At 63.2% G+C, this 22,916-nt stretch carries 24 protein-coding genes; 13 read left to right on the top strand and 11 right to left on the bottom strand.

Annotated elements, in window-relative coordinates; genetic code table 11:
* Positions 1-288: 288 nt before the first annotated feature.
* Positions 289-792, bottom strand: coding sequence for a hypothetical protein (locus ACOYYX_RS38600; RefSeq protein ID WP_422931928.1), 504 nt, complete (start codon positions 790-792; stop codon positions 289-291).
* A 313-nt stretch (positions 793-1,105) separates the two neighbouring features.
* Here ACOYYX_RS38600 and ACOYYX_RS38595 point away from each other — a divergent pair, with 313 nt between their 5' ends.
* From ACOYYX_RS38595 to ACOYYX_RS38575, 5 genes are all read left to right on the top strand, one after another.
* Positions 1,106-2,095, top strand: a complete 990-nt coding sequence (locus ACOYYX_RS38595; RefSeq protein WP_422931976.1) for a substrate-binding domain-containing protein — start codon at positions 1,106-1,108, stop codon at positions 2,093-2,095.
* A 330-nt stretch (positions 2,096-2,425) separates the two neighbouring features.
* A complete protein-coding gene (locus tag ACOYYX_RS38590) occupies positions 2,426-3,088 on the top strand; it encodes a hypothetical protein (protein WP_422931927.1) in 663 nt (220 codons plus the stop codon).
* Between the two features lie 188 nt (positions 3,089-3,276).
* On the top strand, positions 3,277-3,753 hold the full coding sequence (locus ACOYYX_RS38585; RefSeq protein WP_422931926.1) for a hypothetical protein: 477 nt from the start codon (positions 3,277-3,279) through the stop codon (positions 3,751-3,753).
* A gap of 95 nt (positions 3,754-3,848) precedes the next feature.
* Positions 3,849-4,667 carry a GNAT family N-acetyltransferase gene (locus ACOYYX_RS38580; RefSeq protein WP_422931925.1) on the top strand — a complete coding sequence of 273 codons (819 nt, stop codon included), beginning with the start codon at positions 3,849-3,851 and terminating at the stop codon, positions 4,665-4,667.
* Between the two features lie 254 nt (positions 4,668-4,921).
* Positions 4,922-5,713 (top strand): hypothetical protein, encoded by a 792-nt coding sequence (locus ACOYYX_RS38575; RefSeq protein WP_422931924.1) that lies wholly within the window; start codon positions 4,922-4,924, stop codon positions 5,711-5,713.
* 186 nt (positions 5,714-5,899) lie between these two features.
* Here ACOYYX_RS38575 and ACOYYX_RS38570 read toward each other — a convergent pair whose 3' ends face one another.
* Positions 5,900-7,285, bottom strand: coding sequence for a peptidylprolyl isomerase (locus ACOYYX_RS38570; RefSeq protein WP_422931923.1), 1,386 nt, complete (start codon positions 7,283-7,285; stop codon positions 5,900-5,902).
* A 997-nt stretch (positions 7,286-8,282) separates the two neighbouring features.
* On the opposite strand from ACOYYX_RS38570, the gene ACOYYX_RS38565 reads away from it, so the two are divergent.
* Positions 8,283-9,752, top strand: a complete 1,470-nt coding sequence (locus tag ACOYYX_RS38565) for a serine hydrolase domain-containing protein (protein ID WP_422931922.1) — start codon at positions 8,283-8,285, stop codon at positions 9,750-9,752.
* A gap of 149 nt (positions 9,753-9,901) precedes the next feature.
* Positions 9,902-10,528: a DJ-1/PfpI family protein gene (locus tag ACOYYX_RS38560; protein ID WP_422931921.1), complete on the top strand. Its 627-nt coding sequence runs from the start codon at positions 9,902-9,904 to the stop codon at positions 10,526-10,528.
* Positions 10,529-10,709: 181 nt separating this feature from the next.
* On the opposite strand, the gene ACOYYX_RS38555 is transcribed toward ACOYYX_RS38560, so the two are convergent.
* From ACOYYX_RS38555 to ACOYYX_RS38540, 4 genes are all read right to left on the bottom strand, one after another.
* Positions 10,710-11,084 carry an ammonium transporter gene (locus tag ACOYYX_RS38555; RefSeq protein WP_422931920.1) on the bottom strand — a complete coding sequence of 125 codons (375 nt, stop codon included), beginning with the start codon at positions 11,082-11,084 and terminating at the stop codon, positions 10,710-10,712.
* Positions 11,081-11,377: an autorepressor SdpR family transcription factor gene (locus tag ACOYYX_RS38550; RefSeq protein ID WP_422931919.1), complete on the bottom strand. Its 297-nt coding sequence runs from the start codon at positions 11,375-11,377 to the stop codon at positions 11,081-11,083. Before ACOYYX_RS38550 ends, ACOYYX_RS38555 begins: the two co-directional genes overlap by 4 nt.
* A gap of 1,033 nt (positions 11,378-12,410) precedes the next feature.
* Positions 12,411-12,647, bottom strand: coding sequence for a helix-turn-helix transcriptional regulator (locus tag ACOYYX_RS38545; RefSeq protein WP_422931918.1), 237 nt, complete (start codon positions 12,645-12,647; stop codon positions 12,411-12,413).
* On the bottom strand, positions 12,644-13,015 hold the full coding sequence (locus ACOYYX_RS38540; protein ID WP_422931917.1) for a hypothetical protein: 372 nt from the start codon (positions 13,013-13,015) through the stop codon (positions 12,644-12,646). Before ACOYYX_RS38540 ends, ACOYYX_RS38545 begins: the two co-directional genes overlap by 4 nt.
* A 1,003-nt stretch (positions 13,016-14,018) precedes the next feature.
* Here ACOYYX_RS38540 and ACOYYX_RS38535 point away from each other — a divergent pair.
* From ACOYYX_RS38535 to ACOYYX_RS38520, 4 genes are all read left to right on the top strand, one after another.
* Positions 14,019-14,297 carry a hypothetical protein gene (locus ACOYYX_RS38535; protein WP_422931916.1) on the top strand — a complete coding sequence of 93 codons (279 nt, stop codon included), beginning with the start codon at positions 14,019-14,021 and terminating at the stop codon, positions 14,295-14,297.
* A gap of 308 nt (positions 14,298-14,605) precedes the next feature.
* Positions 14,606-14,821 carry a hypothetical protein gene (locus tag ACOYYX_RS38530; RefSeq protein ID WP_422931915.1) on the top strand — a complete coding sequence of 72 codons (216 nt, stop codon included), beginning with the start codon at positions 14,606-14,608 and terminating at the stop codon, positions 14,819-14,821.
* Positions 14,822-14,986: 165 nt separating this feature from the next.
* A complete protein-coding gene (locus ACOYYX_RS38525; RefSeq protein ID WP_422931914.1) occupies positions 14,987-15,136 on the top strand; it encodes a hypothetical protein in 150 nt (49 codons plus the stop codon).
* A complete protein-coding gene (locus tag ACOYYX_RS38520; protein ID WP_422931975.1) occupies positions 15,136-15,567 on the top strand; it encodes a TIGR03067 domain-containing protein in 432 nt (143 codons plus the stop codon). Before ACOYYX_RS38525 ends, ACOYYX_RS38520 begins: the two co-directional genes overlap by 1 nt.
* A 103-nt stretch (positions 15,568-15,670) precedes the next feature.
* Here ACOYYX_RS38520 and ACOYYX_RS38515 read toward each other — a convergent pair whose 3' ends face one another.
* The 3 genes from ACOYYX_RS38515 to ACOYYX_RS38505 all read right to left on the bottom strand — a co-directional run bounded on the left by ACOYYX_RS38515 (position 15,671) and on the right by ACOYYX_RS38505 (position 19,221).
* Complete coding sequence (locus ACOYYX_RS38515) at positions 15,671-16,444, bottom strand: family 16 glycoside hydrolase (RefSeq protein WP_422931913.1); 774 nt, start codon at positions 16,442-16,444, stop codon at positions 15,671-15,673.
* 285 nt (positions 16,445-16,729) lie between these two features.
* Positions 16,730-18,820 (bottom strand): alkaline phosphatase family protein, encoded by a 2,091-nt coding sequence (locus tag ACOYYX_RS38510; RefSeq protein WP_422931912.1) that lies wholly within the window; start codon positions 18,818-18,820, stop codon positions 16,730-16,732.
* Between the two features lie 224 nt (positions 18,821-19,044).
* Positions 19,045-19,221, bottom strand: coding sequence for a hypothetical protein (locus ACOYYX_RS38505; protein WP_422931911.1), 177 nt, complete (start codon positions 19,219-19,221; stop codon positions 19,045-19,047).
* 649 nt (positions 19,222-19,870) lie between these two features.
* Here ACOYYX_RS38505 and ACOYYX_RS38500 point away from each other — a divergent pair.
* Positions 19,871-20,281 (top strand): hypothetical protein, encoded by a 411-nt coding sequence (locus ACOYYX_RS38500; protein WP_422931910.1) that lies wholly within the window; start codon positions 19,871-19,873, stop codon positions 20,279-20,281.
* Positions 20,282-20,539: 258 nt separating this feature from the next.
* On the opposite strand, the gene ACOYYX_RS38495 is transcribed toward ACOYYX_RS38500, so the two are convergent.
* A protein-coding gene (locus ACOYYX_RS38495; RefSeq protein WP_422931909.1) for an IS630 family transposase occupies positions 20,540-21,669 on the bottom strand; the annotation gives its coding sequence in 2 pieces (ribosomal slippage) (positions 20,540-21,237 and positions 21,237-21,669; 1,131 coding nt in all).
* 103 nt (positions 21,670-21,772) lie between these two features.
* On the opposite strand from ACOYYX_RS38495, the gene ACOYYX_RS38490 reads away from it, so the two are divergent.
* Entirely contained in the window at positions 21,773-22,015 is a 243-nt protein-coding gene (locus tag ACOYYX_RS38490) for a hypothetical protein (RefSeq protein WP_422931908.1), read from the top strand.
* A gap of 16 nt (positions 22,016-22,031) precedes the next feature.
* On the opposite strand, the gene ACOYYX_RS38485 is transcribed toward ACOYYX_RS38490, so the two are convergent.
* Positions 22,032-22,847, bottom strand: a complete 816-nt coding sequence (locus ACOYYX_RS38485) for a Shedu anti-phage system protein SduA domain-containing protein (RefSeq protein WP_422931907.1) — start codon at positions 22,845-22,847, stop codon at positions 22,032-22,034.
* Positions 22,848-22,916: the final 69 nt, after the last annotated feature.

The following is a 22,916-nucleotide window of genomic DNA, read 5'->3' as shown; positions in this document are numbered from 1 at the left end:
CCGATCCTGCATCCTCCGAAAGCTGGCAACCCTATTCGGGATCCAATGTTCCGGGGCCAGGATAATCCCGAGCGTGATCAGGAGCATGAAAGGCACGACGATTGGAAACAGGCAGGAGAGCGATCCTTACAAGACCAAGGCACACGATGGCAGAGGAAAGCCTCTGAGAGGCCAGTTACTCCGAGGTCCTCGCCGCTTCCAGCTTCTATCGGGCATCGGGGCCGACCGGGCGAGGGCCTGGGGGGGGAGTCTCGGGACCCTCGCGGTCAGGAGCCGGTGGAATCCCGATCAGGAGCCCCGGCGATGCTTGAGGAAGGCCTTGGCGTCGTCGCCCGAGAGGGTCAACTGGGCGAAGTCGTCCGAGATCCGGGAATTGAAGTAGATGAAGACCGAATCGCCTTTGGTTTCGATATAAGCAATCTGCTCGAGGTTGATGAAGCTGTTGCCATGCCTCTCGAAGTGGGCACCGGCCCCGGACCGGTCACTCAGGGATGACTTGGCCTGGGTGATTTCCGATGCGTTCGTCAAGCGCAAAGGGTCGCCTCCCCTTTGCGATGAGCATGCGAAGTAGATGTCGAATTTGCCGTCTCCATCGCTCACGTAGGCGACGTTTTCCATGTTGACCAAGAAGTGATCGCCAACGGAGACGAACGGCGTCTTGATCGAGTGCCCCGGGGCCCTCGAGGACTCCCCCTGCGGCTGGGCCTTGACCCACGCCGAGCTGGCCGACACCAGGGCGGCCAGGACCAGGGCCGAGACGAACCAGGATGCCCTTCGCAGTTGCAACGTCATGGGATCTACCCCGCGATTTCGAAATGAGTCGTACCCCGAGAGCCTATGCCCGATTGTCTCGCCCGGGGGGGCGAAAAGGAAGGGGCTCGACCGGCGGGAAGGCCCCGGATTTGGCGAAGGGGGGCTCCTGCGGTAAGCTGGGGACTGGGACGCTCGCGGCGACGGCGGCCCCGCTCCGTAATCCTGGGAAATACGGATCGCATCCGAACCCGATCGACCCATGATGGCCTGATCTTACGAACATGTCGAACCCTGACACCTTGCAGAATCAGGTCAAGGAGCAGCGCGCCGCAGGGGGTGGTCGCAGGACGAGCTGGCGAGGCTGTCCGGGCTCTCCCGGGCGGGGATCAGCGCCATCGAGACGGGGCGGCTCGTGCCGTCGGCCGCGGCGGCGCTGGCGCTCGGCGAGGCGTTCGGATGCCGGGTCGAGGACCTGTTCCAACTGCGGCGGTCGGCCTCGGCGAGGACGGAGTGGGCCTGGGCGCCTCGCCACGAGTCGAGCCGGTACTGGCGGGCGGAGGTCGGGGGCAAGATCCGGCTCTACCCGATCGAGGCGACACCCCTGGGGATCGTCCCGCACGACGGCGTGATCGTCGACGGCTCCATGCGGGACGAGAGCGGCGAGGACCCCGCGCGGACCCTGGTCATCGCCTGCTGCGACCCCGCCGTGGGGCTGCTCGCGACCGAGCTCGCCCGCGCGGCGGGTTTGAGGCTCGTCGTCGTGCCCCGGTCGAGCCGCAAGGCCCTCGACCTGCTGGGCCGGGGGCTCGTGCACGCGGCGGGGGTCCACCTCGCCCGCGCCGAGGATCCGGACGGGAATGCGAAGCCGGTCGGCCAGGCGATCGGCGGGGGCTTCGCTCTGCTCCGCGTCTCCGCCTGGGAGGAGGGGATCGCGTTCTCCCCGGGGCTCCACCTCCCGACCGTCCGCGACGCGACGAAGATGGACCTGCGCTGGGTCGGCCGCGAGGATGGCTCGGGGGCGAGGCAATGCCTCGACGAGATCCTCGGCGGCAAGCCGATCCTGCCGACGCTCGCCTCCGACCACCGGGGCGTGGCCGAGGCCGTCCGCAGCGGCTGGGCCGACGCCGGTATCTGCCTCCGCCTGATCGGCGAGGAGGCCGGGCTCGACTTCCTGCGGGTCCGGCAGGAGGCTTACGACCTCTGCCTCCCCGCGCGCTGGAAGAACGAGCCGAGGCTCAAGGCGCTCGTCGCCGCCGTGCGATCGGCCCCGTATCGCCGGGCGCTGGGGCAACTCCCCGGGTACGACTGCGGCGGCTCGGGCGAGCTGACGCGCGTCGACTGACGCGGGGGTCTGCCGCGACGGAAACCGAAGATGGGACAGCCCTTGCCTCGGCGAGGCCGCGCCATCTTTGCGCGAATTCCGGATCGACGCGGAAGAAGTGCGGGCCCGGGACGTTCCCCATTCAACGGACCCACCGCCCCAACGTCGCGGGCGATGCGTTTCGCCACGGCGACGGCCGGGGCGGGCGAGGTTGCTTCGATGGGACGTCGGTGGTCTAATCATCGGCTCAATGAGCAGATGTCGAGCTATGTCCAAATAGGGCCACATTCCGCGACGCCCGCGTCGCGGACGCATCTTCATACGAACCTCTCAAGGGGGGGGAGCGGAGCGATGGAAACACGGATCTGGCACAAGGCCGAAGAGAAGCTGGCGACCGTCCTGGTCATGACGGGCGATGCGATCCACCGCTTCCAGTTCACCGGCAAGAACGCGGTGAAGGAGGCCAACGAGGTGGCGACGGCCGTGGCCGCCGGGCAGGACCCCGCGAAGGTCGCGCTGGGCAAGAGGGAGTCGCTGCCCCTCTCGGCCATCAAGCGGGTCGAGGTCTCGCACGGCAAGGACACGGTGAAGTTCAAGGACCTGAAGGCGGAGAAGCCGGTCAAGATCGAGTTCACGCCCAAGGGGGACGACGCGAGGGAGATCGCCCTCGCCGTGATCGAGCGGGCGGGGATCGCGCATCCGGAGGGGACCGAGGACATCGGCGTCCTCGAGGCCCTGATCGGCCCCATCTTCGTCGCCGTGATCGCGGGGATCGCCTTCGCCTTCGTCTACAACGCGGCGACGACCCTCGACAGCGGCCAAGAGATCGACACCGACACGGGGGGTCGCAAGGGCCGGGGCCTCAAGAAGATGGTCGTGCTCGTCGCCCAGATGCTCGGCACCAATGGCACCATCGCCGTCGGCGTCATCATGCTGATCCTCGTCCTCGCCTGGGGCACCCGCCTGGTCGTCAAGCGTCCCCAGCGCATCGTCTGGGGCCCTCCCGCCGTTTGAACCTTTGCCCAATTACGGATCCGATCGGCCGATCCGCCAGGGGTCGGCCGAATCTGGGACGCGGCGGACCACCGACTTCTTCGAGGCGGAAGAGGAGTACGTCACTATCGAAGTCGTTGAAAAGGTCTCGAGCAGATTACTGGTGTCGGCCGAAGATTAACATCCTATTCCCGGTGGGGAGATATGTCGTGGAAATACCCGATGGTTTACTCAACAACAATCCCAAGGACGACGATTTCTGGAAGCCCGTGACCAAGCGTCGGATCACGGCGGCAGACTGGCGCAAGGCGGCCATTAAATGCACCGTAATCGGTTCGATAATGTTCTATGTCCTTTTCACTTTTATCATATTCGAAAAGGAAGATCACAAGGCCGTCGTCAAAGTATTCGGTTTCTATCCCGAGCCATTCATGCCCGCCAGATACTTCTCGTGGTTGGTTTTTAACATTCTCTACATCCCTGTACCTTACTTCTCATGGCATGCCAACACGGTCCTCATGAAGGGGATGGAAGAAGGGGTGGTCCGTGGAAAGTACTCCGACGTCGTGTACCTGTTCTCCGTTCATGAATACCATCCTTCGCTCCGACGATCGCAGCTCATCGCCATAAGCGGAATCGCTTATACAATCATCGCGATGCTTGTCTGGCTCGCCTGTACGACCTAAGCACTCAGAATTGGTTTCTCTATAATCGATCCTGGCACGATTCGTCGCCGATGGATCTGCTCCTGCCTGCTTGGAATTTTCGGAGCATTATCGTGATGATTGACGTCTCGCCTGTGGCACTGGAAGTCGTCCTGGGCTTCCGCGAACTCTATCGGCAGGAGATGAATTGTCAGATCATCCACGACTCCTTACCCAGGAGAGGCTTCGGGAACCTTTTCCAGTTTCGGATTGATGGCCGCGCCGTGGGCCACGGGTTCGTGATGGGCTACCAGGGTGAGCCGAAGGACTTGGTCAGGGAGTTCTACGTCTTGCCCGCGTATCGGGGGGCGGCCCTCAAGCTATTCCGGCGTCTCGTCGAGACCAGCAAGGCGACACGGATTGAGGTCCAGACGAACGACGTGCTCCTCACGATGATGTTCTACGACCACGCCACCGAGGTCGTGAGCGAGAGGATGCTATTCCGCGACGCCCTCACGACGAACCTGGCAGTCCCCGGCGTCATTTTTCGTCGAGCCACCGACGCGGACAAGCAGCGAATCTTCGACGATCAGGCCGATTCTGTCGGGGACTGGCTTCTCGAATGCGGCGAGGCCATCGTCGCGACCGGCGGCTTCCTGACGCACTATAACCCACCTTACGCAGACATCTACATGAACGTCAGTTCCACCCACAGGAGGCGGGGATATGGCAGCTATTTCGTCCAGGAGCTGAAGCGGGCCTGTTACGAGGCAGGTCATATTCCCGCGGCCCGATGCGACGTCTCGAACACCGGGTCGAGGTCGACCCTGGAGAAGGCGGGGTTATTACCCTGCGCCCGGGTATTACTAGGTGTCCTGGCCGGGTTTGAAACAAGGCGTTTCGTGTCGGATGTGGATCAAGCCGGAATTGCAGAAGGACCAAGCCGAGGTGCTTAGATAATTGCGGATGTAACCCTCCGCCCGCTGCGCAACTCTCCTGGGGCCTGTTTTCTTCTCCCCCGATGGCCCCGATTCTCCCAGACCGGACCAACCGGAAGGTTTCAAGAACGGCGGACGAACGCCGGCCGTCACGGCGGCGATCTAACGGCATCATCCCGAATCTGATTTTGGAAGCCTCGGCCGACCACCCCCATTGAATTCGGGAGGTCGCGGGGCGATGGGCAACGCATCTTCCCAGGAAAATGACAAACATGTGGATTTCTTTGGTGTTCGCGGTAGGCTTCCTCATGGCGGCCGTGATAAATACCTTCGGCCCTGAGCGTAATCTCGCCGAAGCCCTCGGGTGTTACGCCCTGGCATTCGCCTCATTCGCGGCCTGGCGGTGGCTCCGAAGTGGCGAGAGGCAAGCGATCGCGTTCCTCGAATGGCTGAACGCGAATCGAGATTCGATCAAGGAAAGATCTGCAGATTACAAGGGGATGACGATCGACTCGCAAACCGAGTTTACCCAGTTTGATATGGCGATCTCCTTGGTCGTCTTCAGCGTCAAGGCACCTTCGCGATGCTACATCGTCGGGCGTGAACCCACCCTTTATCCGGCCCTCGGCTATAGCGCCGCCTCCCTGGTCTTCGGCTGGTGGGGGATTCCGTGGGGGCCATTTTTCACATTGAGCGCCCTGGTCTCGAACCTCCGAGGCGGGACGCGCCATCGCGTCATCGACCTGATCGACGCGCAGTTGGGCCATCGAAGGGACGTCGTGCACCTGACCGAGCGTGCGGCCGAGAATGCCCTGCGAATCATGTCGGAGCGCGGTTTCCCCGCGGAAGCGGCCATGCAGGTTGAAGTCGCCGGCAGGCCTGGCTCTCCCGTGTACAGCATCACCTACAATGATCATCCTCCGACCGACGGGTCGGTCTGGAAGAGCGAGGCGTGGGGTGTCCCCGTCATCGTTCAAAGGCGCGATGAGAAGCGACTCTCGGGACTTGTGGTCGATTTCGCCAATGGCGATTATACGTTTGCGATACCCCCTCAAGAGGTTTAGGGACATCCGGGGCTTCTCAGGCCTCGCAACCGAAGGATCCTGGAGGCTCGCGGGGCCGCACCTTGGGATGAGCCGAGCCCCACGTCGTTGCCCCGAGGCGGCCTCGCGCGAGCGAGGCCGATCCGGTGATGGCACCAAAGCTCGAGCGTCATGACAGGACGGGCCCCGCGAGCCTCCTGGATTGTCTCAGGCCCTGCGCGTCGGCCGCGTCGGGGCCGCCTTGACGTTCAGGGTCCGGCCGGTGTCGACGGTGGTGCTGCCGCCGTCGGGGTCGGTCACGGTGACGAGGACGTGGTAGGAGCCGGGGGCGACGCTCGCGGGCACCTGCCTGGCCGTCAGCCGCACCTTGCCTTCCTTGCCGGCCGGGATCCTGACCGTGGCGATGGCCGCCGCGATCGTCGTGTCATCGGGCGAGCCGGTCGTGGTCTTGGAGAGGCTCAGGGTGACCGCCTCCTGCTGCGAGACGGCATTGGCCCCGTTCTTCAAGGTCACGGTCTGCTGGATCCGGGCCCTCCGCCCCGCGACGACCGAGGCCGGCATCGCGCCGCTGGCGACGGGCGTCAGGTCCGATTGATTCGCGTTGGTGGGGGTCGGCGTGGGAGTCGGGGTGGGTGTTGGCGTGGGGGTCGGCGTCGGCGTGGCGACGACGGGGGGCGGCGACAGCTTGGCCCCCGAGTTGACGTCGACGGCGAACGTCTCCGTCACCGGGGTCCCGTCGGAGCCGTAGGCCGAGACCGTGATGTGGGCGGTCCCGACGCCCGTCGGCGTGACCGTCAGCTTGTCTCCCTGGACCGACGCGGTCGCGACGTTGGAGTTGTCGCTGGAGGCCAGGAAGAGGCTATCCGCCGTGGTCACGTCCTTGATCATGACGAGGTTCGAGGGCGCGACCGACGTCCCCTTGGTGTAGTTCTGGAGCGGGATCTGATCGAAGGGGGACTGCATCGGGGCCGGCGAGGGCACGGGCACGTTCCCGATCGCGTCCATCACCGCCAGGCCGTCGCTCCCCACCACGTTGCCGAAGACGGTGAACCCGCCGTTCTGCAGGTCGAGGTTCTTGGAGTTGCTGTTCGACTCGTTGAAGAAGAACTGGCTCGTCGCGCTATTGGGGTCGCTGCCGAGCTTGGCCATCGCGATCGTCCCGCGCGTGTTCGAAGCCCCGAACTCGTTCTGCACCGGGGCATCCTGGGTGATCTGCGTGATGTTGTTCGTCCCCGACGCCATCTGATAGCCGCCGGCCTGCCAGATGAAGCCCGGCACCGAGCGATGCACGAGGGTGTTGTCGTACGCCCCCTTGTTCACGTAATTCAGGAAGTTCGCGACCGTCTTGGGGGTCGTCGCCGGGGTCAGGTGGACCGGGATCGTCCCGAGCGACGTGTCGAAGATCGCGAAGTTGGGGGCCGCGTCGGGATCCTTGAAGTAAGAGTCCAGGTTCACCGGGGCCACGTCGGCTCCCGCGGAGAAAGTCACGTCCGGCAACGGCGCCGTGGAGGCCATGGTCAACAGGGCCCGCGTCTCCAGAGACTCGACCGCGTTCAATCGGAGTGGCCGGCGTGAGCGATTGGGACTCTTCATCTGCGCCCTCTGTAAATGCGTAACTTTCGAGCAGCCAAAGGGATTGGGTGCCAGTCCGGGGGGAAATTCCAGTGGGGGTGCTCGGGCGAAAGGATCACGACCGATGACGGAGAATCGTCGGGAGCGAAGCGAAGATGTGGGCCCGCGAGACTCTCGATGTCGCGCGAAGGCCCCTGTTCTTACTCGCGATCGCCTTTTCGCGGAAGGCCAGTTCCAGGACACGGCTTCCAATGAGAGTTCATGTCCAAACTTCTGAATTCATAAATCTTTAGACTGGGCTCCATCTCGCCCCCCAGTTAAGGCCGCCCGCCCGGCCGATGGCTCCCTCGACCGATGGAGAGGAACCCTAAATTCCGGCCGCGGACACCTCGAATGGAGTGCATGCCGAGACCATAACCATGTAACTTTTCGTGCGGCCGCGATCGGCACAACCTGGGTCGCGCAGCGATGAGAGCCGAACCGCCGGCCATCCCTCTTGCCTCGTCGCATCATATTTAAAAGTGGCCGCGATCGGCACATTCGGGGTCGCGCAGCGACGAGAGCCGGGCCGTCGGCCATCTCTTTTGCATCATCGCATTATATGTAAGGGTAGCCCCGATTGGGACAATCGGGGTCGCGAAGCGACGAGAGGCAAAATGCAATAGGCCCCGGCCGAGCACGGAGGCCGTCCCCCATCGCCGGGGCTGATCCGAGGTGCCTGGACCTCCGATCGGCCGACCGCAAACCCCGGCCGATCGGAGGTCGCCCCCATCCCGATCCCCAGGATCGAGGCGATGGAACCGACGCCGCCGCCACCCAAGTCGAATGCCCTCTCTTGACAAATTTCGTCGTTTAGCTAAATATCGAATCGTGAACCGGGGCCATCGAAGGCCGCGACGGCCGGTGGCCCCGGATCCATCCATCAAGAATCACGCAATCGAGAATTTTTATGAGAATCCACCAAGCGCGTTCATGTCGGTGGGCGGCGATCTGGATCGCGGCCGCGTGGTTAGGGCCGATGAATATCCCGGCCGGAGCCAAGGAGGAGGCCGCATTCCCGGCCGCCACGCCCGAGAGCCAGGGCGTCTCGACGGCGGCCGTGCGCCGGCTGGCCGACGAGGTGGAAGGGTATGTGAAGAACGGCACGATCGTCGGGGGCGAGCTGCTCATCATCAAGAACCGCAAGACCATCCTGCACGAGGCCTACGGGGCGCTCGATCGCGAGGACAATCGGACCATGGGGCGCGGCACGATCTTCAACATCCGCTCGATGACCAAGCCGCTGACGGGCGTCGCCGTGCAGATGCTGGCCGAGGAGGGGAAGCTGCGCCTGGATGACCCCGTGGCGAAATACCTGCCCGGATTCGACAACGACAAGTCGAAGGCCATCACGATCGAGCAACTCCTGCAACATCGGAGCGGATTGCCCCTGACGATCCTGCGGACGAGGATCGATGAGTACCCCGACCTGCAGGCCCAGGCGAAGGCCATCGGGGAAAAAGGCCCGCAATTCAAGCCGGGTGAGAAGTTCTGGTATTCGGATGCCGGCAGCGACGCCGCCGCGGCCGTCGTCGAACGGGTCGGCGGCATGACGATCGACCGCTTCGTCGCCGAGCGGATCCTGCAGCCATTGGGGATGTCCGATTCGTTCTATCTCTCGAAGGCCGACGACGCGCGCAAGACGCGCATGGCGAGCCTCTACTTCGGCGGCCCCGGGAAGTGGAAGCGGATCTGGAAGCCGGACGGAGCCCCCTTGTACCCGTTCCCCGTCGGTTCGCAGTCGCTCTACGCCACCCCCGCCGACTATGCCCGCTTCCTCACGCTCTGGAAGGACGGCGGCATGGTCGGCGGCAAGCGGCTGCTCTCGGACGAGGCGATCGCTCGCATCCTGACCCCCTCGACGCCCATGAAGGCCCTCGGGACCGATGAGCCGTACCCCTGCGGGTTCTTCGGGCTGAAGCCGCACTACGGCCAGATGTCCATGCTCTACGCCCCCGGCGAAAAGCCGACCAGGGCGCAGGTGAAGGCATTCGGCCACGGCGGTTCGGATGGCACTGGGGCCTGGGCCTTCCCCGCGGAAGACCTGATCGTCTGCTACTTCACCCAGTCGCGGGGCCAGGTCAGCACGATCCGGCTGGAGACGACGATCCAGGACGCCCTCTTGCCGAGCGAGGCCGCCGACGAGGTGCCCGATGAGCTCAAGCCCCTGCTCGGCACCTATTACGCGAACTTCGGCCCGTTCAAGAACACGCCGTTTCAGGTCGTCATGCGTTGCGGGAAACTGGCCCTGGATATCCCCAGCCAACTAGTGTTCGAGCTGGCGGAGCCCGATAAGGAAGGGCTTCGTCCGTTCGTCTACTCCAAGGCGATCGCCGTCTCCTTCAAGAAAGACGACGCGGGCAAGGTGCCGACGCTGATCCTGCACCAGGCCGGGATGTCCTTCGAACTGCCCCGGGACAAGCCGGCAGACTCACAACACAAGAAGTGATCAACCTATCATTTAATACATACAGAAGGCCCGAGGGCTCGCCAGGTTTCACGCCCGGCGAACCCTCGGGCCCGCCGCCGTGTCCCTCTGGCGTCGCGCTGCGGCGATGAGTTGGTCGCCGCGCGCCGTCACCAAACTCCGGAGGCCGCATGCGGATCGCCGTCCTGACATTCGAGGGCTTCAACGAGCTCGACTCATTCGTCGCCTCGGCCATGATCAATCGGGTCAAGGAGCCTGCGCTGGAGGCCCTGATCGTGAGCCCCTCGCCGAGGGTCACGTCGATGAACGGGGTCGTCGTCGAGGCGCAAGCCCCTTTGAGCTTCGCACGCGAGGCCGACGCGGTCATCGTCGGCAGCGGGCGTGAGACGCGGGACATCGTCCGCGACCCTCGCCTGATGGGAGAGCTCGGGCTGGATCCGACGCGACAGGTCATCGGCGCCCAGTGCTCCGGGGCGCTCATCCTGGCGAAGCTCGGGATCCTCGCGGACCTCCCGGCGTGCACCGACTCCACGTCGAAGCCCTGGGTCGAGGAGGCCGGGATCCGGGTCCTGGATCAGCCGTTCGTGGCTCACGGCAACGTCGCCACGGCCGGGGGATGCCTCGGCTCCCACTACCTCGCTGCCTGGGTGATCGCCCGCCTCGCCGGCTGGGACGCGGCCGAGGCCATCGTCCGCTACGTCGCCCCCGTCGGCCAGAAGCAGGAATATGCGGGGCGCGCCGCCGCGGCCGTCCGCCAGTACCTCCCGGAATACGGGCGCGTCGCCGTCGCATCCTGAGCGGCAAGCCGGGCCCCGGACCGATCAAGGGGATGACCTCGACGAGGAAGAGAACGAAGATATCGGCGGCGGGTCGGTCGAAGGAGGTGGCCTGAGCCATCCTCAGTTCGTCCGGTTCATGATATGAACCGCGATGATATGGCAGGATCTTTGGAAAGCGAGCCGCCGGGGGCGAGGCGCCTCAGGCGGCCTTCGCCCTGGACCGCAGCCACAGGCCATAGCCGACCGTCACCGCGAATCCCGCCAGGATCGCACAGACCCCGCCCTTCGCGGCCAGCGGGATCGGGGCGAACGCGAACAGCGCGGTGTAGACGACCCCGCTCAGCACCATGGCCCAGCCTCCCACGCGCTTGACCCGGCGGGCGAAGAGGCTCGGCACGAAGGGCTTGGGAATCCGGTTCCCGAAGTGGATGATCATGAGCCCATTCATGCCGATCACCAGCCGGGTGACCGTCTCGCCGTCGATATAACCGAGCTTGCGCGCGAGGGTCGCGCCCAGCGCCACGACGACCGTGCCGAGCCCCCAGGAGAGGTCGGCCACGATTTCCTTGTTCATCGAAGGGTCTCCTTCTTGGGCTCCGGCGCTTCCGCGCCGATGCCGAACGAATGGGCGAAGCCCAGCAGCGCCTCTTCCAGCACCGAGAGCTTCAGGTGATAGATGACCGACTTGCCGACCTTCTCCGTATGCACCAGGTCGGCCTCCTTGAGCACAGCGAAGTGCGCCGACATCGTCGGCTTGGAGACGTCGAACTGGTCGCTCAGCTCCCCCGCGCTCATCGGCCCCTGTCGCAGGAGCAATAGCACGCGGCGACGCGTCGGATCGGAAAGGGCTTTGAAGACGTGGCTCATGATTCGATAATAAGCTAAACATCGAAATGAGTCAAGCGGTCATTCGACTCAGGTCGGGCGGGCTGTTCGTCGCAGGGGAGACCGGCCGCGCACGAACTGACCGCGAAGGCGATACAACCCAGGCAATCTCCCCGACCCCGTTGGTTGCAGCCACCGTCATCGCCCGCTCATGACGGCGGAGGTGTACGGAGGGCGATGGCGGGAGATCGCCAGGCGGGCTCGAACTCATACCTCAGGCCCAGGGATTCGGCTCGGAGGTTGGCTACAGATCCAACTCGCCGACGACGCCATCCCCGATGAGTGGGAACCCTTGATTTTGGCTGCGGAAACCTTGAATGGATAGCATACCAAGGCCTTAACTCAGGGGCATCAAGGGTGGCCCCGATTGGGACAATATGGATCGCGCAGCAACGAGAGGCCCGTTACCAAAAGCCCCGGACGATCCCGGAGGCCGTCCCGTGAAACCCTTGGCCTTCACGGCAGGCCATCAGTTGTACCAATCGCCGCGTCTTCATGTCCTTGGGTAGCCGCGATTGGAACAATCGGGGTCGCGCAGCGACGAGAGGCAAAACGCAATAGAGCCCGGCCGAGACCAGAGGCCATCCGCGACAGTTCGGTTGAGGGAGCGGGCCATTGATATTTCTCCGGCCCCTCACGGATTCCGCGTATCTCAGGTGACGAGGCAAATCGAAGGATCCGGCGCGTCGCGAGGCAACAGAAGGCAGGCGTCCGCGCTTTGTCGGGGGCTTCTTGCACCCGGCCTCTTGTCGCTGCGCGACCCCGATTGTTCCAATCGCGGCTACCCAATTGCCCCTCAGTTAAGCCCCCCGGCCCAGTCATTTCCAGCTTCGCACAATCTCTTGGAGCCCTAGATTTCGGCTGCGGAAGTCTTGCCTGGACTGTGTGTCTTTCCCATAACATAGGGGCATTGGGACCACCCCGAATATCCATCAGTCAAGGTTTTTGGCTCAGGTCTCAGGCGAGCGTTCCGCAGCCAAAATCAAGGCCTCAAATTCATTGGCAGGCAAAGGCCTCAGCCAGCAGGAGCGGCCGAGGCGGGGTCCCCCGACGGCTCGGAGTCGTCGGGGATGAAGACGTCCTCGATCCGAGCCCCGAAGACCCTCGCGATGGCGAAGGCCAGCGGGAGGCTCGGGTCGTACTTGCCCTTCTCGATCGAGATGACCGTCTGCCTCGAGACATTCAGCCTCTCGGCGAGTTCCTGCTGCAAGAGGCCGCGGGCCTCGCGCAGCTCGCGCAGGCGGTTCTTCACGTGTACCGCCGCATCAAGATCCCGGCCGCCGCCGCATAGGTGAAGAACATCAGGATCCCCGCCCACTGGAGACTCACGCGAGGGATCGCGCCGAACGTCTCCAGGAACCCCGCCGCGAAGCAAAACACGATCGTGATCCCCGAGGCGATCGCGATGGCCTCCTGCTGCACGCGCCGATAGAGCTCGTCCTGCCGGCGGACCATCCGCAAATACACGTGCAGGATCATCAGCATGGGGAGCGTCGGCACCAGCCCGACCGCCACCCCCGCCGGCCCTCGCAATTGCAGCGATTGCAAGGCCCAGGCCGCCCCCGCCATCGAGGCGAGATACAGCACCATCCCCAGCCAGAACTCCTGAGGATGACCCAACCAGCCCCTCTCCACCGACGCTCCACTCGCCATGACTGCCCCCTCTCATTCAAGGACCGAAAACGCCCATGTCAAGCTTCCTTGACTTTAGACCCAGGCCGTCCCGATGTCAAGCAAACTTGACACGATCCACGCCCGGAGGATCGATCGGCCGGATCGGGGTCGCCTTGGGATCGAGGTCCCTGGAAATCTCGAAGTGGCCCCCGCCCTGCTCCGCTTCGGGTAAGCTGGAGGTATCGAGCGTCGGGTCGGTCCGGGGCTGAAAAATGGATGTTCCGACGCGTCTCTGATAAAATTAAAGCATGAAGGGATTGTTGTTTCAGGGCGAGTCATCATGCGGATCATCCCGAAAATCTATTTCGAGTGGCAAGAGCCTCATGTGTATCGACGCGCGTTCGAAGCTCGGAATCGGTCGAGGTGGAAATGGTGGCACAGGCCCCTGGCGGTATGCGTCTTCGCCTGTTTCTGCATGATTGTCGCCGGTATTTCGAGGCTCGCTCCTCATAAGGATGCACCTCCGTTCGTGACGGCTGTCCCGATCTCGGTCGCTCTCGGATACTTCGTGGTCTACCTGGCACCATGGATTATCTGGATATGTCCGTCGCACGTCTGCCTGACGGATCATCGCATTCAACGTAATGCCGGGAATGAACTGCGATACATGGATTTTGCAGACGCTCGGAGTTACGCGTTTTTCGAGTGGCCGGAGTTCCTCGGCCTATCCCTGGTCGGGCACAATGGTCGGACCTTGTTGTTCGGCATCCCATCTCATTTCGATGTTTCTGCCGTAGAAAAGTTCTTGAGTGAGCGGGGATTGTTGGAGATGTCGGCCGAGTAATCGAGCCGGATTGCTCGCGAATGGATCCCTCTCGAGATCGGTGATGGGCGTAGCTGAGCCTCGTTGCCGGACCCCGCCCTGTCCCGCTTCAGGTAATCTGGAGGGACTGGGCGTCGGGTCGGGACGATCTGACCCGTGGTCGGGGAGCGCTGGGGGGCGGCGGGCGTGCGAGGAAGTTTGCGAGAAGGGCTCCACTTCGCCTTCATGCTGCTGATGGCCGTCACACTGGCCCCGGCATGCAGCCTGATCCCGCTGCTGCTCGCGCACGAAGTGCATCCCGCGTTAGGCTTTGCGGCCGGGATCGCGACGGCCTATGCCTGGCTGAAACTCGTGCGGCCGACGCCCGGATTCCTCCAGGGCATCATCTGGCTGGTCGGGGCCGGGGGCATCCTCGGCGCCTTCTGGATCTGCCTCATGGCCTGGCTGAGGCGGCTGTGGACCTGAGCGCGAGCCCGCGGGCGAGCATGCACATCGGCATGCCGACATATCTCCTCTCCGATACATTTCGGGGAGCCAAAATCCGTGGTGATTTTCGGACGCGCTCTTGCAGACCAGGGCGATCTACCCGACGATAGAGGTATCAAATCCGTTGCGGTGTGGGTTTCGCGGGGCGGGCCGTAGGGGTACGGCTCCCCAACAATTCGATTGGACGTAGACCCATACCGGGCTTGCCCCGTCGTCGTGCGAGACGGCGTGACGAGTCGGTTCGAGAGCATCAAGCCCGGGCGATTTTCGCCCGTGGGAGAACGACGATGCACCACACTCGACTGAACACCGGCAGCCTGATGCTGGTCGTGGCAGCGTGCGGCGTCGAGATTGCGTCACTGCAGGGCAATCACATCTGGTTCAGCGGCCTGTCCCTGCTGACGAGCATAGGCCTCCTGATCGCCGCCGTCGGGGCCAGCTCCGACGCGAACCGACCGAGGCCGACCTCGCCGGGCCACTTCACCGCCGGACGCCCTATCTGAGGCTTGAGCCGCAGAGGCAGCCGCCTCTCGAGGTTCTCCCTCGGCCCCGTCGCATCGCCCGCGCCCTCCGGGTGCTCTATACTCCCGTGCGCCCCTCTCCCGGGGACCCCTCCTTGATCTCGAACGGCGATATCAATCGTCCCTCCAAGGCGTTCCGACGTCGCGGTGTCCACGCCCTATCCCGAGCGGAGCGTCGAACTCGGCTGGTTCCTGGATTATCATGCGGTGAAAGGGAGTAAGCGCGAGCCCATCGACCAGGCTGATGGACAGTGCCTCGCCCCGGATACGCCCAAGTTCAGGAGTCGCCAATCGTGATGGTCAAACCGAGCCTGTCCCTGATCCTGGCCGCCGTCGTCATGATGGGAGCCGGGCCGCCGGAGGATGCCTCTCAGCGGGATCTCGACGCGATGCAGGGGGCTTGGACACTCGTCAAGTCGGTCCGCGAGGGGGAGGATCTCCCCAAGGCCCGCATCCAGGGGAACGTCCACACCGTTCGCAAGGACCGCTGGATCCCCGGCCGCGACGCCGACGATCTCGGCACCATCACCCTCGACGCGATGGCCAAACCCAGGTCGATCGACCTCAAAGATCGCGAAGGCAAGGTCATGCTCGGGATCTATAGGTTCGATGATGACGAGACCCTGACCGTTTGCCTCGCCCGCGAGGGGGTGGCCCGCCCCGACGACTTCGTCTCGGCGAAGGACAGCAAGCGCTACCTGATCGTCCTGAAGCGGCGGACGAAGTGAGCCTCGGGAGCAGGACAGGTTGTCGCGGCCGTGCGTGACTCGCCCGGGATGGGAAACGCAGGGGGAGCATAACTCCTCCCTGCGAGGCGAAAAGATTCGCATATCAGGGGGCGATTGCGTCGGCGGCGATCACGAGGTCCCGGAAGTGCGAGATCGTCGAGGGCTCGGTCCAGAGCGCGATGGGGCCGGTTGCGTCGGCGCGCTTCAGGTCGTTGACGATCAGGCTGGGCTGAGACGCGCCATTCACATAGAGCTGAGCACGCGAGCCGGCGACGACGATCTTCAGCCGCGTCCACTCGGAGGGGGCGAGGTCGGCGTACGACTCGTACTTCGCCGGGAACTCCTCGCGGAGGCGGGCCCACGGGAACTCGGGGTGCGAGATGTACTGGGTCGAATGATTGCGACGCACCTGATCATCGGCGCGGCCGTTGGTGGGACGAATATAGAACGCATCATACCTGGAAGGATCGGCCGGGTCGACGTGGAAGGCCAGGCCCACGAAGCCTCGCGCCCCTCCGGGGGCGCCGCCGGGGGCGGGCTCGCCGGCCAACTCGATCTCGATCGTGCCGTTGCGGAATTCGGAGCCGGTGAGGATTGCCAGGGTCTCGAACTCGCGGGCCGGGCCCCTCGGGGCCTTGGGGGACGCCTTGGCCGACGGGCTTTCCTTCCCCTTCTCTCCCCCGGCTGTCTTGGCGGCCTTGGGCCCCGCGAAGGTCAGGCGGACGCCCTTCCGGCCGCGATGCTCGACGGCCTCACCCTTGACGTTGATCAAGGTCAGGCCTTCGGTCGAATCGAGGGCGACCTTCAGCGGTTCGGCGGCGTTGAGATTGGCGGCAAGCCCCAGCCAGATCGACGCGATGAGTACGCGGGCCTTCATGAAAGGCGATCTCCCCGGAACGATGGATACGGGCGGGCCGATACTCAACCCCGAGCAGCCCCCGACCCCGGCCAGGATTCTAATTCCCGCTCAGGTACCGGGAAAGCCCATGCAGCATGATTTGTGCGAGCGATATAAACATCACGTACCGTGTAATCATTCCGCCGTGATCGGGATCGATGGGCCCTCCCCGGCAGGAGGCACGGCGCATCCAAGAAAAAGGACGCCAACCCCGACGGTTCAAGATCGGCGCCCTTTCATGTCAGCACGCAAAATTAACGCCAATCAGTTCCCGCCCTTGAGCTGCCGCTTGAGCCACGAGGGCTTGTTGGAGGTGATGCCGTCGACGCCGGCGTCGATGAGCTTCTCGGCCTCGGCGGGGTCGTCGACGGTCCAGACGTAGAAGCCGAGGCCGGCGGCGCGAACCTTATCCACCATCTCGCGGGTGATCGGGCCGCGCGAGAGGTCGAGGCCATCGGCCTTGATCGCTTTCGCCGTCTCGATCAGCTCGTCGATGCCGGGCTGCCAGGCGCCGTCCTTGTCGCGTTTGAAGGCGGCGAGGTAGTAGGCCTTCAACTCGGGGAGCTTGCGCTTGGCCTCGGCGACGGCGTCGGCCTGGAAGCTGATGATGACGAGCTGCTCGGGCTTCTTGCCGGACTTGCGGACGACCTCGGCGATCGGCCCGACGGCCTCGGGGCCCACCTTGATCTCGATGTAGCAGCGCCCGCCGTCGGGGATCGTCGCCAGGGCCTCCTCCAGCAAGGGGAGCTTCTCCCCATCATATTTGGAATCCTTCCAGCGGCCGGCCTCGAGCGTGCGGAGCTCGTCGGTGGAGCTCTCTTTGATTTTCTTCGCCTCGCCGGTGGTGCGCTTGGTGTCGTAGTCGTGGTTGACGATCAGGCCGCCGTCCTTCGCGAGGTGGACGTCCAGCTCGATCGACGGGACCTTCCGCTCCCAGGCAAGCCTGAAGGCCGCCAGGGTGTTCTCCGGCGCATCGGCCGACTCGCCGCGATGCGCGATCCACTCGACCGGCTTCCTCGGCTCGAGGACCTCGTCGAGCACCTTCCCCGCGACCTCGCCCGGCGAGACGTCCAGGAGCTTCGCGACCGTCGGGGCGACGTCGACGTTGTCGACGACATCCACGCTTCCGCCGACCTTGATCCCCGAGCCGGAGGCGACGAAGATCGCGTTCATCTCGGCATTCGTCGAGAGGTAGCCGTGGGCGCCGATCGCCTTGTCGTGCGGGACGATGACCTTGTCGCCGTGGCTCGCGCCGTTGACGGCGTAGCCGGGCCTGGCGACGAGGACGAGGTCCCCCATGCTCCGGTTGTCGTCGGGCGTCGGGAAGTGGTACCTGGCGTATTCGTCGGGCGAGAGGACGGCTTCGACCCCCTCGACCCCGGCGAAGAGGCTCTTGATCTTCTCCCGGTCCTGGGCGGCGGTCTCGGGGTCGTTGAGGAAGATCATGCCGATCCCCCCCTCGGGGAAGACTTGGGCTTTCGCCTTCGTGATCTTGCCTTTCTCGACGGTCAGCAGCCCGGCCTCGCGGAGGGCGACGTTGGCGTGGATCGACTTCTTGACGGCCATGAAGCCGTGGTCGGCGATGACGAAGACGGCCGTGCGGTCTCGGATCCCGGCGTCGTCGAGGGCCTGCAAGACGCGCCCGACGTTGGCGTCGCACAAGGCGGCGGCCGTGTACCCCTGCGACGACCTCGGCCCGTGGCCGTGGTGCGTCGAGTCGAGGTTGAGCAGGTGGAGGGCCAGAAATCGGGGCTTCCGCTTGCGGATCGACTCGCAGGCGGCCTCGGTCCAGGCCTCGTCGCGGACGACCCCGCCGCCGTCCTCGAAGCGGTCGAGGAGCCCCTTCGACCTCAAATCCTCCTTGACCTCTTCATTCGTATACTTGAGCTGGTCGGGGACGTCGGGGAAGTTGTCGACGAGCGACTTCGAGCCCCGGGTGCAGGGCCAGTTGATCGCCGCCGAGGAGACGCCGGCCGCCTTGAGGGTGTCGAACAGCAGGGGGACGCGGACGAGCTCGTCCTGCGTCTTCTCCGAGCTGTACCGCACGGGCTCCCCGCGCCCGGCCCGTTCGAGCCTGCCGTTGTAGAGGACGCCGTGCTTGTCGGGGTGCAGGCCTGTCATGAGGGTCGTGTGGTTCGGCCAGGTCACCGAGGGGTTCGACACCCGCATCCCCTGCCTCGACGCGACCCCCGTCTTCACCAGCCCCCGGATCACCGGCAGCGACGCCCGGGGGTCGTCGAGCAAGAAGGACGGCAACCCGTCGATCGTGATCACCACGACGTGACGCTCGGCCGACGCGGCGGCCTGGCCGAGCGCGACGACGAGCAGCAGGGACGACAATATGGATTTGAACATCGGAAAGTCTGAGTCCTCGTGGATCTTGACGGTTCTGGCTCTGCCCTTCGGCCCGCGGCGAGACCCGGCCCCTCGGCGTCCCCCCGACGCCCGTCGCCGACCCTCGCCGCCTAGCTTTGTACCAGGGAGCCGGGCCTTGCGAAAGGTGATGCTTATTGAAGCTTGGATGAAGGGCTCGCGCAACGTTCATCGGGCGGAGCTGGATTCATCATGTCACGCTTCCATCATGGGATTCGGGATTCCGGCAACTCGCGCGTCTTGAGGAACGCCGCGAGGAAGAGCCCCGCGAAGACGAGGTCCGGCCCCGCGCTCGAGAGCTCCAGCAGCGACGCGTTCCCGCCGAGGTAGAGCGCAACCATCGCCGCGACATAGCCCAGCTTCTCGAAGATCGAGGGAATCATCAGCGGCCGGAATCGCTTCGGGTCGCCCGCGATGTGGCGGGCTGAAGAAATTCTTCATTGCCGGCTTCACTTGCCGATACCATCATGTTCGTGCGAATGAACTAGATCCCATTCGGGGCGACGATCAGGTGGAAGATCCTGGCCGGCCGAAACGCGGGATACCTACGACCAAAGAATCCGGGGAACCTAGCCATTCCAGGGCAACCTCTTAAGATTTGCTCGAAAGGAGATCAATCGCGAGGCCAATCAGTTTGCCAGTTTCGGACTTTGCTCACCAGATCGGCTCTCGCTGAAAGCCGGTCAAGCATTACCGAATGAGGTTTCGGTGTAGATGGTTGTTGAAGTCGGTTTGAATGACGCGTTCCCTGACCGTTCTACCTGACGAGCGGGGCCCCACGAAGTTACGTTAAGGTGGGCACGAGATAAGCTTCACTCGATTCCGGTGTTGTCGCTTTGCGTTTAATAATGGCAAACAGAATTGATCGCCTGCTCTTTTTCATTTCGATGAACATATAATGGCATCACAAATCTCGTTAACAATGAGCTGGCTGGCCGCTTCAATGGTATTACACCACTACGAAGGATTCCGATATGATCGAACAGGTCCGTGCGTCGAGGCCCACCGGGCCTAATCATTAAGGAGGGTCAGATGGAAACCACCATGGAGACCTTACTACTCGAATTATTGTACCGCCTTGAGAGCCTCGGTAAAGTTCACGGCGAACTCTACGACTCCGGGGCTCGCGAGCAAATCGGTGGCCTCATCATGGATGGCTTTGTCCACAATAAGCCGGACTACGTTATGCCCCACCGGCTCGGTATGCTGTCGGAGGACGCCGACCTCGAGTTGCGGCAGTCGCTCACCTCGTACATCGAGGGCGCCAACAAACTGTCCGCTCAAATAGGCCTTTCTTCATTTCACGAGCGGCTCGCCGCCTTCCAGAACCCGGCGGTGCGGACGAATCAAGATATCGCCATCGACTACGAGGAGATTTTTGGACACACCCCGCCCGAGTGGTACGATGAGGCTGGCAACATTCTCTGGGATCGAGTGCGGTAGTCGGCCTGTACGCGTGCCTGTCAACATCTCAACGATTTGCCCGAGTCCGGCTTGACAGCTCCTGGGCCTCACGTACGCTCGACGACCTAATCCAGATCGGTATTATCTTCTCAGGAATCCAGAGGTCACCGAGATGGCGTATTGGGGCCCCGGTATTGACGATAACGATTTTGCATTTGGTACCATCGGAGCCAATATTTACCTTCTCAAAGAGCGAATGTCGAAGGGTATTGAAATTGTCCTAGTAGACCGCCAGGCTCAAAGTGCCGGGTAAAGCCGGCGGAGCTTTATGCGTGCTTCGGCTGTCGTGAACTGCCAGCGAACCTCGACGCCCCGGTCGTTCCGCTGCTCCTCCCACGCCGACACCTCCCGTTCCAATTCCTCCCTCGTCTCGATCCGCCGGTCCAGGCACTGGCGGGCCAGCACCGACAGCTCGATCTCCGACACGTTCAGCCAGCTGCCGTGCTTCGGCGTGTGGTGGACCTCCAGCCGCTCGGCGATCGCCCGGGCACGCTCCGGCGGGAACGCCTCGTACAGCGACGCCAGCTTGTGCGTATTGAGGTTATCCATCACCAGCACGACCCTCTCGGCCTCCTCATGCACCTCCTCCACCAGCCAGGCGACGACCTCGGCGAAGTCCACCGCCGTCCGCCGATCGGTCACCCGCACCGCCCGCCAGCCCAGCAGCGGCTCGGAGATCATGAACAGGTCGGCCGTGCCGTTGCGGGCGTATTCGTAGTCGAACCGCTCCGGCCGGCCCGGCTCGGCCGGCACCGGCCGGATCACCTCGCCGATCAGCTGCTTGCTCGCCTCGTCGAGGCAGACCAGGGGACGCCTCTCGTCGTAGGGCCGGTGGTACACCTCGAGCACGTCCTCCATGGCGCAGACGAACCCAGCGTCCCGCTCCGGCGGCAGGCACCACTGCTGCCTCAGCCACGGCTTGATCTCGTTTTTTTGAGCGTCACCCGGACGGTCTCGTCGGAGATCGAGTCGACGACCTCCAGCTCGACGAGCTTGTCGGCCGGGAGCCGCATGGTCCAGGACTTCCGGCCCTCGGGCGGTGCCGAGCAGGCCAGGGCGATGAGCCGGGCCTCGGCCCGGCCGTCGAGCTTGGGCTCCCGGGCTGGCCGCTCCCGCCGCTTGTGGTCCAGGGCGGCCTCGAGGCCCCGCTCGACGAACCGCTGGCGGACCCGCTCGACGGTGGCGTCGCTGACCTCCAGGGCCTCGGCGATCCTGCCGTCGGGCCAGGCGGGGCCGCCCTCGGCGGCATCGGCCTTGAGCAGGATGCGGGCGTGGGTCAGCTTCCGGGCGGCGGCCCGTCCGGCGGCGATCAGGTCGTGCAACGCCTGGCGTTCTTCGGATCCGAGCGTGACCTTGTACTTCTTCATGGCGGCCCTCCTGTGGCGTTAAGTGCCTCAGGAGAACCGATCCGGCGATAGTCCGCAAATTAAATCTGGCGGTCTACTAGAAAAGTCTCACCCGGAGCAAGGCATGGCTGCTTCGCTCGCATGCTTGCGGCTGATTGGTGATCGTTTTCCCAAGAATCTGCGCGTCCATTTCAGCAGACATGATTTTGAAATCGTTGTGGCCGCGTTCGATCAGTGGCTTGAGAAGGTAGGCCCGAAATTGCCCAAGCAGTATCGCGAGGAGATTGTGGGCGAGGCAAGGGTCGAGTTTGCCAGATGGCGTGAAGGCTTCTTTGTCTCGCTACCCGGCGAATCAGTTCCTATTTGAATCACGTGACGAGGTATCAGTCAACTCCGTGAGCTATTCTAATGGCCTCCCAATACCTATTTTTCTCATCGTCGGGAAGTGCGTCCCAATCGAGCATGAATGAGGACAGCCGATCGTTGTATTTCATTCTCAAAATCAATAGATCGGCATTTTTTGCAACCATATGGGTGGGGTTTAGCTGGAATGACCCAGTTATTCCCCTCCACTCACCGCTCGTGAAGGATTTGGCAAAAGGGTTAACCAACTTGTTGCGCAGTATGGGGCTAAGGTTGTTCATTTCGTCAGAAAATTGAAACGGCAGTGAATAGAAATATCTTTGAAAAAGTCGATCCGTCAAATAGTCGAACGAACGGATTCTAATACTTAAAGAATCCGCATTATAGTTCCTCATGTGAAGATGAGCTTGTAAAGCTTCGCGTCTTCCAATAATAATAAGGAAATCAAAGTTTGGTTTATCGAACGCCTGGAATTGCTTTGATGGGAAAAGTCGCTTGGCCTCGGCTCGATTGGCATCGAGCCAAAGCTGCCATTTTTGCACTTGATTGATTGCCTCTGTCAAATGAGCTGAGGGATCGACGGATTTCTTGTAGACGATATCATGAGGTGACTCAAGTTCGATTAATTCGTACTTGAATCCATAGCTTGCCTCGTCGGTGGCGACAACGAAGTCAGGCCGATAATCTGCGCCGAACTGTAATTCCGAGATCGATATCAGACTTCGCTGGCTGTCACAAAGGAAGAAACCCGCATTCTCGCGTATATATCGGAGGTAGGACGGTTCAGTTGCTTTTTGGTCCGCGAGTAGGGCCTGCCATTCGAGCTTAATGGCCATAAAGTGATCGGGTAGCCTACGATTGAGCACCTCCCAACCAATAATCTGATTGAAATCAAAGCGACTCAT

The sequence above is a fragment of the Singulisphaera chitinilytica genome, assembly GCF_049331405.1.
Taxonomy (GTDB): Bacteria; Planctomycetota; Planctomycetia; order Isosphaerales; family Isosphaeraceae; genus PoT.
This window is presented reverse-complemented; position numbering and strand designations above follow the sequence as displayed.